This is a genomic window from Nonomuraea sp. CA-218870 (genome assembly GCF_050936535.1).
Classification (GTDB): Bacteria; Actinomycetota; Actinomycetes; order Streptosporangiales; family Streptosporangiaceae; genus Nonomuraea; species Nonomuraea corallina.
Window position 1 is genome coordinate 3,543,557 of the sequence record NZ_JBNJMN010000001.1, and the last position, 11,674, is coordinate 3,555,230.

An 11,674-nucleotide genomic window follows, 5' to 3' on the forward strand; every position below is an offset into this window, starting at 1 on the left:
TGTGCTGAAAATAGGGCTCACCGGCGGCATCGGTTCTGGCAAGAGCGAGGTCTCCAGAAGGCTGTCCGCCAAGGGCGCCGTGATCATCGACGCCGACAAGATCGCCCGCGAGGTGGTCGAGCCGGGCACCCCCGGCCTGGCCCGGGTGGTGGCGACCTTCGGCGACCAGGTGCTCCGGCCCGACGGCTCCCTCGACAGGGACAAGCTGGGCTCGATCGTCTTCGCCGACCAGGAGAAGCTCGCCGCGCTCAACGCGATCGTGCACCCCCTGGTGGGGCAGCGGGTCGCGGAGCTGCACAACCAGGCGCCCGACGACGCGATCGTGGTCTACGACGTGCCGCTGCTGGCCGAGAACGGCCTGGCCGGCATGTACGACGTGGTCATCGTGGTCGACGCGGACGACGAGGTGCGCCTCGCCCGGCTGGCCGAGCACCGCGGCATGAGCGAAGGGGACGCCAAGGCCCGCATCGCCGCCCAGGCGACCCGCGAGGACCGGCTGGCCGTCGCCGACCTCGTCATCCCCAACGAAGGGACGCTCGGCGACCTCGACGCCCGCGTCGACGAGATCTGGTCCGAGCTGCTGGAACGCGCCGCCCGCGGCTAGAACGGCGCGTCCAGCGGCACCTGACGCACCCCGGGCAGGTAGGCGTCCAGCTCGCCCAGCTCGAACCGTGACATGCCCACGACGTGCCAGAACTGCCCGGCCGTCTCGCCGTACACCTTGTAGCGGCCGTCGGGGGCGAGCGCCGCCCAGCCCTCCGGCAGCCCGAGCAGCGTGACCAGCCGCCGGTCCTCCTCCCACAGGATGACCACCCCGTCGTCGCCGGCCGTGGCCAGCAGGCCGGACTGAGGACTGTAGGCCACCGACCAGACCCGCCGCGTGTGGCCGGTCAGCCGGCGCAGCAGCCGCCCCGACTCCGCGTCCCACACCCGCACGGCCACGTCGTCGCCGCCGGTCGCCAGCCGGTCGCCGGCCGCGTTGAAGGCGACGCTCCACAGCCGGCCGGCGCCGCCGTCGAGGGTGTGCCTGAGCAGCGGGTGCCACGGCTGGCCCGGCCGCAGCTCCCACACCAGGGCCCGGCCGTCGTTGCCGGCGCTCGCCAGCAGGCGTCCCGACGGCGAGAACGCCACCGCGTACACCCGGTCGGTGTGCCCGTCGAGGGTGGCCACCCGGCCGCCGGACTCAACGTGCCAGATCCGTACCCGCCGGTCGTCGCAGCCGGTGGCCACGTAGCGGCCGTCAGGGCTGAAGGCGATCGAGCGGACCCGGCCGCGGTGGTCGGCCAGGTTGGTGACCAGCCGGCCCGTCGAACGCCACCAGACGCGCACGCTGTCGTCGTCGTTGGCGGTCGCCAGCATGGTGCCGTCGGGGCTGAACGCCTCGGCCCAGACGTGGTCGGTCTCGGTGTTGAGCTCGCGCTCGTACTCCTGGGTCGTCACGTTCCAGAAGTGCACGCCGCCGTCGTTGCTGGAGGCGGCGAGCAGCGGCCCGGCGGGGGAGAACAGCGCGGAGATGAGCCGGTCGGAGCTGCCGGTGAACTCGTGCAGCTTCCGTCCGGTGCGCGGCTCCCAGATGCGGGCGACGCCGTCGTTGCCGCTGGTGGCCAGCATCGTGCCGTCGGCGCTGAACCGCACGGAGGTGATGCGCCTGCCGTGGCCGCGCAGCACCCGCTGGCTCTGGCCGGAGTGCGGGTCCCACAGCCGGACGGTGCCGTCGTTGCTGCTGGTGGCGAGCTGCCCGCCGTCGGGCCGCCACACGAACGGCCAGACGGAGCTGCGGTGACCGGTCAGCTCGGTGCGCTGCGGGCCGCCCACGGTCTGCAGCCGCACCACGCCGCCTGAGTCGCCGGTGGCCAGCGTGCCGCCGTCGGGAGAGAACGCCACCTGGTAGACGGCCGCCGCGTGGGTGGTGTGCAGGCCGCGGAACTCGCCAGAGGTCTCCCACAGGCGCACGTCGCCGGAGGTGTCGCCGGTGGCGACCAGCGAGCCGTCGGGGGAGAACGCGACGGCGTAGATGCTGCCGCGGTGACCGGTCAGCGCGTGCCGCCGCTCCCACGTGCGGGTGTCCCACAGCCGCAGCGTGCCCGCCTCGTCGCCGGTGGCCAGCAGCGTGCCGCCGGGGGCGTGCACGGCCCGGTAGACGGCGCCGCGGTGCTCGTCCAGGGTCGTGACGATCTCCCCCTCGGTGAGGTCCCACACCCGGACCACGCCCGCCGAGTCGCCCGTCACCAGCGCCGAACCGCCGAACGACGCCGTGTAGATCGGCGACTGGTGTCCCGCCAGCAGGTGCACCGGCTCGCCGGTGGCGGTGTCCCACACCCGCACCACGCCGTCGCCGCCGCCCACCGCCAGCAGCTCGCCCGACTGGTTGAGCCGCACCGGCCAGACGCCGTCCGGGTGTCCGGTCAGCGTGCGCAGCCGCTCGCCGGTCAGCGCGTCCCACAGCACCACGGTGCCGTCGCTCGCGCCGCTCACCAGCAGGTCGCCGGAGAACGAGACCGCGTACACCCGCCCGGCGTGCCCCTGCAGCGTCCGCACCGGCAGCCCGCCGACGCAGAGCAGCACCCCGCCGTCGTCGTTGCCGATCGCGATCGTCACGCCGTCGGCGCTGTAGGCGATCGGCTCGGGCAGCCGGCTGGTCTGGAAGTGATAGCCGTACGAGACGCCGATCTCGGCCGGCGACAGCTGGGTCTCCACCGGCTGGCCGGGCACCACGGCCGCCCCCGGCAGGCGGGGCAGGGTGCCGCGCACGTCGATCAGCGCGGCGCGGTGCCAGCGGGCGCCGGACACGGCGGCGTCGCTCAGGTCGACCCTGGCCAGCCGCGCCCCCGACAGGTCGGCGCCGGTGAGGTCGGCCCCGGCGAGCACCGCGCCGTCGAGCCGCGCCCCGGTCAGCCGGGCGTCGCGCAGCACGGCCCGGGACAGGTTCGTGCCGGCCAGCGTCGCCTCGGTCAGGTCGGCGCCGGTCAGGTCGACCTCGCGCAGGTCCCTGGCCGACAGGTCCTCGCCCTTCAGGTTCGCGCCGCGCAGGTCGGCCCTGGCCGGGGTGCGCAGCCGGGCCGCGATCTTGACGGCGTTGGCCCTGGCCACGTCGTCGGCGGGCGGGTCGGCCACCCACGCGCGCAGCGCCCGCACCTCCGCCAGGTCGCACAGGAACTCGACGGTCAGCGCCGACAGCGGCCGCCGCGACAGCGCCGCCGGCGCGCCCTCCAACGTCGCCGCGACGTGCCGGGCGATCAGCCACTCCATCACCGAGGTGTGGATGAAGCCGAACATGCCCTCTTCGGTGCGGACCATCAGGCTGCCCGAGCCCATGGCGTGCGCGGTGTGCGCGGGGGTGAGCTGCCCGCCCGCCAGACCGGCGAGGGTCCCGGCGATCTCGGTCAGGTCGTCGATGCCGAGCAGCGACTCGCCGGACTCCCACAGCCGCAGCGCCAGCGCGGTCACCGCCTGCCACAGCTCGTCCTTGGTCAGCGTCGCCGCCGAGCCCGGCACCTTGGCCCGGTGCTCCTCGAAGGCCAGCCACGCCTCCAGGATCTGCTCGTACAGCAGGGCCGGGCTGATGGTGTGGCGGGCCTCGGCGACCGTGCGCAGCCGGTCGGCGTCCAGGTCGGCGATGAAGCTCAGCATGCGCGGGTTCCTGGCCAGCGCCAGCAGGTCCTCGATGCCCTCCATCTGCGACATGCGGGCGGCGGCCTCGTCCTCGGCGTCGAAGCGGTTGCGCAGGTAGGAGCGGATCTGGTCACGGGTGAAGTTCTCCAGGGCGAGCACCCGCCGCTGCGGCAGCACGCCGACCATCTCGCCGAGCGAGGTCAGCACCTGGCTGTGCGACTTGAAGTGCTGGGTACGGCTGGCGACCACGATCTTCGCCTTGTCCTCGGCCGCGGCCAGTAACGTCGCCAGGTGGTCGGCCGCCCGGTCGTAGGTCAGCCGGGTGACCAGCTCGTCGAACCCGTCGAAGAGCAGCACGATCCGCCCCTGCCGCAGCAGGTAGCGGAACGCCTTCAGGTCGATGACCTCCTCGCCGTGGTTGGCCAGGTGGGCCGCCACCAGCCCGTCCACCGAGTGGGCCTTGTCCAGCGCGCGCAGCTCGATGAAGATCGGCGTCAGGTGGGGCAGCTCGGCCGGGATGCGCCGGGCCAGCTCGCGCAGCGCGAACGTCTTGCCGTGACCGAAGTCGCCGAGCAGCAGCAGGAACCGGCCGTGGTCGGCGGAGAGCAGCCGCATCAGCTCGTCCGTCAGCCCCGCCCTGACCTGGCCGCCGGGCCGGTCGAGCTCGCGGTAGCGCTGCGGCACGTACAGCTCGGGCGGGTAGCGGCGGTCGGCGGACAGCCTGGCCGTCTGCTCGGCCACGTACCCGGACAGGTCGAGCAGCCCCTGGAACTCGGTGAAGCTGCGCAGCCGCACGCCGCGCCGCATCAGGTCCTCGCGGAGCGCGCGCGACGGCGGCGGCCCCTGGTGGACCAGCTCCGCCGCCAGCTCGGTGGCGTGCGCCTGCCGCACGAACGCGGTCGCGTCCTCCGCCGTCAGCTCGCCGACATGAGCGCCGATCATGGTCTGCCGGACGAACCCGTCCTCCGGATGGGTGACCACGAGGTGGTCGCGCAGCCGCCGGATCCTGGTCCGTTCGTGCCGGGCCTCGCACACCTCGGTGATCCGGTCGAGCAACAGGTCGACCGGACCGGCCGGGCGGACGTCCGGCCCGGCGCCGCCCGGCCCTCCCGGCGGGCCGGGCGGCGGCGCGGTCGCCGGACCGGTCGCGAACGTGGCGCGGGCGGCCCGCCAGGAACGCGCGGCCCGCTCAGGCCGCGCGCCGTCGGGCAGCCACGTCCTGATGCCGCGGGCGGTGATCTCCACGACGTGGTGGCGGCCGGAGCGGGGCGCGGCGATCGCCAGGTCGTCGCTCCGCCCGCCGGACTGGAACAGCACGTTGAGCCGGTGCGCCAGCAGCCGGTCGTAGGAGGGCTTGTCGTGCAGCGCGTCGGCCGGGTGACCCAGCACGCCCAGCCGCAGCCACGCCCGCTCCTCGTAGGGTCGCAGCCGCTCGGCGAACCAGGCGGCCTGCGCCTCACCCAGCATCGGGTACGCGTCGCGCTCCAGATGGCTCATGGCCACGGTCGAGTTGAGGCCGGCCACCACGACCTTGAGATCCGGCACCTCGAACAGCGTCCAGGGCTGCCCTGCGTCGAACACCCGGTCGTCGAGCCCCTGGTAGACCTCCTCGAACAGACCGGCGAAGTGGCGCCACTTCGGCCAGTAGGGCGGCTGCGGGCTCACGTCGTCGGCCTCGCACGTCAGGAAGTAGGCGCTGGCCGCGGCCTTCGTCACGTCACGCGGCCCCGGCACGATCAGCAGCCGGTGCGGCTCCAGCCCGATCAGCAGCCGCAGGTCGGTGACGAACCGGGTGGCCTGGCCGAACTGCCCGAGGCTGCCCGACTCGGTCAGGTCGCCGCTGACCACCATCAGGTCGGGCCGCGGCATCCCCCGGTCGTACATGCCGGTCAGGTCGGCCCAGATGCGCGCCTGCATGTCCTCGGGGGTGAACGGCTCGCCCGGGTCGGGCAGGGCACGGCCGAAGCGCGGGCCGCCGATGTGCAGCACGCTGATCGACTCGCGGGCAGGATGCGGGCCGGCGGCCGGCGGGAACCTCGGCGCCGACACCGGGGTGCGGCGCGCCCGCGACCGCTCGCCGGGCGGCGGCAGGGTCGGGGCGGGGCCGCCGGGCGCCGCGCCGGTGGGGAAGGCGGGGGCGGCCTCCGGCTTGGCCCGGCCCGCCAGCGCTTCGCGCACCCGGCTCAGCAGCAGCGCCCTGGCCTGCCCCGGGTCGGTGATGCCCAGCAGGTCCACCCAGGTGATCGTGGACAGCAGCCCTTCGAGCCGGACGTCCTCCAGCCGGATGGTGATCAGCTTGTTGGACGGGTTGTCGGGGTCGGCGCGCAGCGCCGCCTGCCACTCCATCCGCCCGTAGCGCGAGCCGAGGTAGTTGCGCGAGAGCACGGCCACGACCAGCTCGGCCTCGCTGACGCCGCGGTCCATGAAGTCGATGAAGTTGGTGCCGGGCACGAAGTCCCAGGCCTGGATCATCGTGCGGTAGCCTGCCGCCTCCAGCTCCCAGGCGATCCAGGTGGCCCACGCCGTGTCGGCGGGGGAGTAGCTGACGAAGATCTCGGTCGGCCTGCCGTCGCGCGCCATCCCACCAGTATCCCGCGCGGGATCGGCCTTTCGCAGCCCGTGTGCGATCATCGTCCTCGTGTTGCGTCGTCTGGGCGTGCTCGACTGGATCAGGATCGGGCTGCTGGCGCTCGGCCTGCTGTTCGTGGCGACCGGGCTGCTGCCGCTGTCCGCGGCGGCCGAGAGCCTGGCGGAGATCGGGCCGCTGCTGGTCTTCCTGGTGGGCATCATCGTGCTCGCCGAGCTGACCAAGGAGGCTCAGGTCTTCGACGCGATCGCGGCCAGGATGGCGGTGCTCGGCCGCGGCAACTATGTCGCGCTTTTCGTACTCTGTACGGCCTTCGCGTCTTTTATCACGATATTTCTGAACCTTGACACGACGGCCGTCCTGCTCACCCCCGTCATGCTCGCGCTCGCGCCCCGGGCCCGCATCGCCGCGCTGCCGCTGGCCATGACCACCATCTGGTTCGCCAACACAGCGAGCCTGCTGCTGCCGGTGTCCAACCTGACGAACCTGCTCGCCATGGACGAGATCGGGCTGTCGCCCGTCGAGTTCGCCGCCCGCATGTGGGCGCCGCAGCTCGTCGCGATCCTGGTGACGATGGCGTTCCTGTGGGCGTTCTTCTGGCGCAGGGGCGAGCGGCGCGACCTGCGCTACACGCCGCCGGTGCTGGAGCCGGTCGGCGACCGGGCGCTGTTCGGCGCCGCCTCGGCCGGCTGCCTGCTGTTCATCGCCGCCCTGCTGGCCCGCGTGGAGGTCGGCGTCGCCGCCGCGGCCGCGGCGCTGCTCGTGGTGATCGCCTTCGCGGTACGCGACCGCGCCCGGCTCACCTGGAACCTGGTGCCCTGGCAGCTGCTCATCTTCGTGACCGGGCTGTTCCTGGTGGTGCCCACGCTCAGCCGTTACGGGCTGGCCGACCTGATGAACGGGCTGCTCGGCGCCGACCGCGACCCGTACCGGACCGCGGCCGTCGGCGCCGGCCTGTCCAACGCCATCAACAACCTGCCCGCGTACAAGGTCGTCGAGGAGGTCATCCCGCCCGGCGACCGCGACCAGCTGCTCGCCCTGCTCGTCGGCACCAACGTGGGGCCGGTGATCACGCCGTGGGCGTCGCTGGCCACGCTGCTGTGGTTCGAGTCGTGCCGTCGCCACGGCGTGCGGGTGCCGATGCTCCGCTTCCTGCTCACCGGGGCCGGCCTGGCCGTCGTCGGGCTCGTCACCACCACATGGGCGCTGGTGACTTTCGGATAGCCGGGAACCCGCCCGCCCGGTTGCGCCACAATAGCCGCCATGTCCCGATCACTGATGACGATCATCGCTGGACTTGTCATGGTGGCGGCGCTGCAGGGCTGCGGCGGAGCCGCCGACACTGCGGCGCCCGCCTCCCCGGCCCAGGAGCCCGCCCCGACGGCCACGGGCGCGGAGGAGGTCTCCGCGATCGCCGTGCGCCAGGTCAAGCTGGAGGTGCTCGGCAAGGGGAAGTCCGCCCAGCCGATCGTCTACAACCTCGACACGAACGGCACCGAGAACGACGCCGACCTGCCCTGGTCCAAGACCGCCGAGATCGAGCTGACCGAGGCCGAGCAGAAGGTCGGCCGGCTGGTCTCTGTCGTGTCGGGCTCCGTACAGGACGCGAACGGCCAGTTGCGGCCCGCCGCCTGCCGCATCACCGTGGACGGCGAGAAGGTCGCCTCCGGCAAGGGCACCTGCGAGCATCTGCTCAAGTAGGCCTCACGTGGTACGGCGGATCTTCAGCACCCGGGGAGGGCGGCGGCGCCTGCGGCGCTCGTCCTCCTGCGGGACCTCCTCCTCCGACGGACGCGGCCCCACCACGATCGCGAACCACGGGTGCGCCCACTCCTTGCCGCGTTCGCCGGTCATGCCGTCACCAGCCGGTTCGCGGCGCGGACCAGGCCGGGATGCCGGGGGAGGGACGGCTGCCCGGCGGAAACGAAGAGCACCGCCTCGCTCACGGCCGAATCAGTCAGCACGGTCGTCATGGTGATCTCTCCTTTCCCGCGGCGCCGCTTCCAAGCACCCCCGCAGGCGGACGGCGGCGGCGGGCTGAAGCCCTCGACCTCCGCGGCCTGCGATCTCCAGATTGGCCGGCCGATCAGCCGAGCAGAGCCAGCAGCCCGGGCAGGGCCTTCGGGTGCGCGGCCACGAAGCTGCGGTCGTCGGCCGCGCCGTCGATGCGCTCGTCGAACGGGCCGCCGTCGAGCGCCCGGATCTCGATGCCCGCCTCCTGGGCGAGCAGCGCCCCGGCCGGCAGGTCGATCACCTCCGCGCGATAGCCGACGATCCCGTCGATGTCGCCGCGGGCCAGCATCGCCCACTGCAGCAGCGGCGCCCACAGCTGCAACAGCCGCCTGGCGCTCAGCTCCAGGGCCGACCTGAGCGTGCCCGCTCTGGCGTCTTTCCTGCTCACAGCATACCCCTGGGTCCAAGCCAGGAGCGGGCCGTGCGGCGAGGGCCGGTAGGGCGCCGTCAGCCGCGACCCCGACGGGGCCAGTGCGCCGCAGCCCCGGATCGCCGACCACGTCCGCGCCGTCACCGGGTCGTGCACCACGCCGAGCAGCGGGCGGCCGGCCCGGCACAGCGCCAGCCCGACGACGTAGGCGGGCAGGCCGATGGACACGTTGTTGGTGCCGTCGAGCGGGTCGACCAGCCACGTCCACTCGCCGCCCGAGGCGCCGAGCAGGCCCGACTCCTCGGCGATCACCGCGTGGGACGGGAACGCCGTCAGGATCCGGTCGACCAGCAACCGCTCCGACGCCAGGTCGAGATCGGTGACCACGTCACCGGTCCCGCCCTTCGGACGCACTCCGAGTGGGCCGCGGGTGCCGTCGAGGAGCAGCGCCCCCGCGGCCTCGGCGGCCTCGACGGCGACCGCGCGGGCATGCTCCAGATCCATCTCCGAACCCCTCAGCTCAGGTGGGCGGCCATCAGCCGGACGGCCAGCGCCGTCTCCTCGGTGTCGAGCGTCTGCCGTGGCACGTGGTGGCAGCCCGTGCCGAGCGGGCCGAGCGACAGGTCGCGGCTGCCCGGACGGCCCCGGCCGAGCGCGATCGTGGCGGCCTCGCCGCCCTCGGGGACGACGCTGCTGTGGAAGCTGCCGGACGGCAGCGTGTAGGTGTCGCCTGGACCGAACACCTCCACCAGCCCCGTCTCGTGGCGGACGGTGCGCGGCGTGGGGGAGATGCGGTCGCCGCCCGGCCCGCTGACGACCTCGAACACCCGGTGGGTGGCGTCGCGCCCGGCGTCGGTCACCACCGCGTGCACGTTGCGCACCTGACCGTAGAGGACGTGGCTGACCAGGTCCCAGCTGTGACAGTGGATCTGGGAGGTGGTGCTGCGCGCGGGCGCCAGCGAGTCGGACCACAGATGGATACATACCCCCTCGCCGCCGTCGCGCTCCAGCGGGAGGCAGACGAATCCGAGCGGGTGGCGCACGCCCCGCACGCCGCCGCCGGAGATCGCCGCCAGCGCCCAGGCCCTGGCCCGTCCCCGCGCCAGCTCGTCGTAGACGCCCTGATAGCTCATGGTTCCGCCCTCCCCGCGCCGGGGTCGCCGTAGGGGTCGGCCGCCCGCAGCGCCTTGCGGGCGATGTCGACCACGTCGCGGCCGTTGTAGGACTTGGGCAGCGGCATGTCGATCCGCTCGAAGAGCTCCTGCACCTCCTCGATCGTGGGCTCGTCGCCGAGGGGCACGCCGCGGTAGCGCTCCAGCGGGACGCGGCGCGCCTGCTCGAAGCTGAGCCGCAGCTCGGTGTCGCAGTTGGCGTAGTAGAACGTGCCGGCCAGCGCCGTCATCGCGCGGTTCGGGTCCTCCACGGTCATGATCAGGCGGCTGGTGGAGAGGTCCCAGCGGAACGTGGTCATCGTCGACGACAGGCCCACCTCGATGTCGAGCAGGCCGTACCGCTGCCGGTGCCAGAACGCGGCCAGGACGGTCGCGTACGACTCCTTCCTGACCCGGTCGGTGGTCCACCGCTCGCCCGTGCCGTCGGGCAGGTCCGACAGGGACCGCCGGTAGTGCGCGTACGTCTCGCACACCTCGACGTCGGCCGGGTCGATCACCTCGACCCGCACCGTCAGGTGGCGCTTGTCGCGGCGGGCGGCCGCCACGCACCGGGGCAGCGTGACCGCGCGCAGGTAGGTGCCGGTGCCGCCCTTGAAGCTCCACCGCGTGGTGTCCTTGCGCGCCTCGGCGTGCGCCTGCGCGATCTCCTGGGAACTGCCCAGCACCCGGACGAGCTGCAGCGCGTCCAGCGCCTTGCGGGTGCGGTCGACCATCGACTCGATCTGCTCCAGCCGGTCCAGCCTGGCGGGCAGCCGGCCGAGCACGTCGGAGGTGATGGCCTCCATCGGCGCCTGGCGGGCCCGGTCGCGCAGCAGCGCGGTCGCCATCAGCGCCAGGATCACCAGCGTCGCGGCGCTGACCAGCTGGGTCTGCACCGTGGCGCCCTCGTCGCCGAAGAGCTCGTCGGGCATGATGCCGAGCACGCCGATCACCACGGCCAGCAGCAACGCTATGGCGACGTCGGCGTTCTGGACCGCCCACGGCGCGGCCCGCCTCAACGCCCCCACGAACCGTGCCATCGCAGCCCCGTCCGACGAACAGTCAGTCCCCCCGTCATGGTAACGACGAGGCCAGGCCACGGGCTAGCACGCGGAAAGGGGCATCGGCCGTACCGCCCGGGATCGGACGGCACGGCCGAGGGCCCGGCTAGAACCAGCCGCGCCGGCGCGCCATCGACTCCAGGCCGCGCTGGAGCGCCTGGTCGACGCCCGCCGGGTTGTCGTCGTAGCGGACGGTGAAGCGGTTGAAGGTGTCCTGACCGGCCCGCAGGAAGCCGTCGCGCTGGTCGGCCTCCAGGATGACGTCCATCTGCCGGGGCCCGGCGATGAAGGTCAGCTCCAGCTCGTTGAAGTGGCGCCGCCAGGAGCCGGCCGCGTAGTACTCGATCTCCTGGAAGAACGGCATCGTGGACCCGTACAGCGTGCCCTTCTCCAGGTCGGCCTTCTTGAACTGGAAGCCCAGCCGGTCCAGCGCGGCGATCACGTACTCCTGGGCCGGCAGCGGGCTGACGAACAGCGGGTCCAGGTCGCCCTTGTCGAGCGCGCCGGCGAGCGCCAGCTCGGTGCGCACGCCGAGCCGCATGCCCCGCAGCGGATGGCCGCCGATCGCGCTGATCGGCGCCTCCCACGGCACCGGGATCTCGAACGGCTGCCGGTGCTCGGCCCCGGACGCCAGGTGCAGCGGGCCGGACACCTGCTGGCGCAGGAAACTGTAGGTCGTCTTGTACTCGCTGTCGCCGGACTCGACCTCCACCACGGCCGTCAGGTCGACGGTGACGGCCTCGACCTTGTAGTCGGAGCCTCCGCCCCGGAAGTGGACCACCCCGCGCAACAGCTCGCCGGGGCGCACGGTCGCGTTCGACAGGACCGTGTCCACTTCGACGCCCGCGCCGAACGCGGCCATCAGCTTGCGAAACACCAT

General features: G+C 73.2%; 10 protein-coding genes. 3 read left to right on the forward strand and 7 right to left on the reverse strand.

What is annotated here, in order from left to right; all coding sequences use genetic code 11:
* Position 1 precedes the first annotated feature (1 nt).
* Positions 2-604, forward strand: coding sequence for a dephospho-CoA kinase (gene coaE, locus ACQEUU_RS17135; protein WP_433066889.1), 603 nt, complete (start codon positions 2-4; stop codon positions 602-604).
* Here coaE and ACQEUU_RS17140 read toward each other — a convergent pair.
* On the reverse strand, positions 601-6,192 hold the full coding sequence (locus tag ACQEUU_RS17140) for a TIR domain-containing protein (protein WP_433066892.1): 5,592 nt from the start codon (positions 6,190-6,192) through the stop codon (positions 601-603). The two genes, coaE and ACQEUU_RS17140, sit on opposite strands and share 4 nt — an antisense overlap.
* A gap of 58 nt (positions 6,193-6,250) precedes the next feature.
* Here ACQEUU_RS17140 and ACQEUU_RS17145 point away from each other — a divergent pair, with 58 nt between their 5' ends.
* Both ACQEUU_RS17145 and ACQEUU_RS17150 read left to right on the forward strand, forming a co-directional pair.
* Positions 6,251-7,423: an SLC13 family permease gene (locus ACQEUU_RS17145; RefSeq protein WP_433066895.1), complete on the forward strand. Its 1,173-nt coding sequence runs from the start codon at positions 6,251-6,253 to the stop codon at positions 7,421-7,423.
* Between the two features lie 39 nt (positions 7,424-7,462).
* Positions 7,463-7,900, forward strand: coding sequence for a hypothetical protein (locus tag ACQEUU_RS17150; protein WP_433066898.1), 438 nt, complete (start codon positions 7,463-7,465; stop codon positions 7,898-7,900).
* A gap of 3 nt (positions 7,901-7,903) precedes the next feature.
* On the opposite strand, the gene ACQEUU_RS17155 is transcribed toward ACQEUU_RS17150, so the two are convergent.
* The 6 genes from ACQEUU_RS17155 to ACQEUU_RS17180 all read right to left on the reverse strand — a co-directional run bounded on the left by ACQEUU_RS17155 (position 7,904) and on the right by ACQEUU_RS17180 (position 11,674).
* Entirely contained in the window at positions 7,904-8,053 is a 150-nt protein-coding gene (locus tag ACQEUU_RS17155; RefSeq protein WP_433066901.1) for a hypothetical protein, read from the reverse strand.
* On the reverse strand, positions 8,050-8,172 hold the full coding sequence (locus ACQEUU_RS17160; protein ID WP_433066904.1) for a hypothetical protein: 123 nt from the start codon (positions 8,170-8,172) through the stop codon (positions 8,050-8,052). Before ACQEUU_RS17160 ends, ACQEUU_RS17155 begins: the two co-directional genes overlap by 4 nt.
* 113 nt (positions 8,173-8,285) lie before the next feature.
* Positions 8,286-9,086 carry an inositol monophosphatase family protein gene (locus ACQEUU_RS17165; protein ID WP_433066907.1) on the reverse strand — a complete coding sequence of 267 codons (801 nt, stop codon included), beginning with the start codon at positions 9,084-9,086 and terminating at the stop codon, positions 8,286-8,288.
* An 11-nt stretch (positions 9,087-9,097) separates the two neighbouring features.
* The gene (locus tag ACQEUU_RS17170) at positions 9,098-9,715 is read right to left on the reverse strand and encodes a hypothetical protein (protein ID WP_433066910.1); all 618 of its coding nucleotides are present in this window, start codon (positions 9,713-9,715) and stop codon (positions 9,098-9,100) included.
* A complete protein-coding gene (locus ACQEUU_RS17175; protein ID WP_433066913.1) occupies positions 9,712-10,773 on the reverse strand; it encodes a hypothetical protein in 1,062 nt (353 codons plus the stop codon). Before ACQEUU_RS17175 ends, ACQEUU_RS17170 begins: the two co-directional genes overlap by 4 nt.
* Before the next feature lie 127 nt (positions 10,774-10,900).
* Positions 10,901-11,674 (reverse strand): sporulation protein, encoded by a 774-nt coding sequence (locus ACQEUU_RS17180; RefSeq protein ID WP_433066916.1) that lies wholly within the window; start codon positions 11,672-11,674, stop codon positions 10,901-10,903.

Coding starts and splice junctions, on each gene's coding strand:
- ACQEUU_RS17140 (WP_433066892.1), bottom strand. CDS start 6,192: ATGGCGCGCGACGGCAGGCCGACCGAGATCTTCGTCAGCTACTCCCCC.
- ACQEUU_RS17150 (WP_433066898.1), top strand. CDS start 7,463: ATGTCCCGATCACTGATGACGATCATCGCTGGACTTGTCATGGTGGCG.
- ACQEUU_RS17155 (WP_433066901.1), bottom strand. CDS start 8,053: ATGACCGGCGAACGCGGCAAGGAGTGGGCGCACCCGTGGTTCGCGATC.
- ACQEUU_RS17160 (WP_433066904.1), bottom strand. CDS start 8,172: ATGACGACCGTGCTGACTGATTCGGCCGTGAGCGAGGCGGTGCTCTTC.
- ACQEUU_RS17165 (WP_433066907.1), bottom strand. CDS start 9,086: ATGGATCTGGAGCATGCCCGCGCGGTCGCCGTCGAGGCCGCCGAGGCC.
- ACQEUU_RS17170 (WP_433066910.1), bottom strand. CDS start 9,715: ATGAGCTATCAGGGCGTCTACGACGAGCTGGCGCGGGGACGGGCCAGG.
- ACQEUU_RS17175 (WP_433066913.1), bottom strand. CDS start 10,773: ATGGCACGGTTCGTGGGGGCGTTGAGGCGGGCCGCGCCGTGGGCGGTC.
- ACQEUU_RS17180 (WP_433066916.1), bottom strand. CDS start 11,674: ATGGTGTTTCGCAAGCTGATGGCCGCGTTCGGCGCGGGCGTCGAAGTG.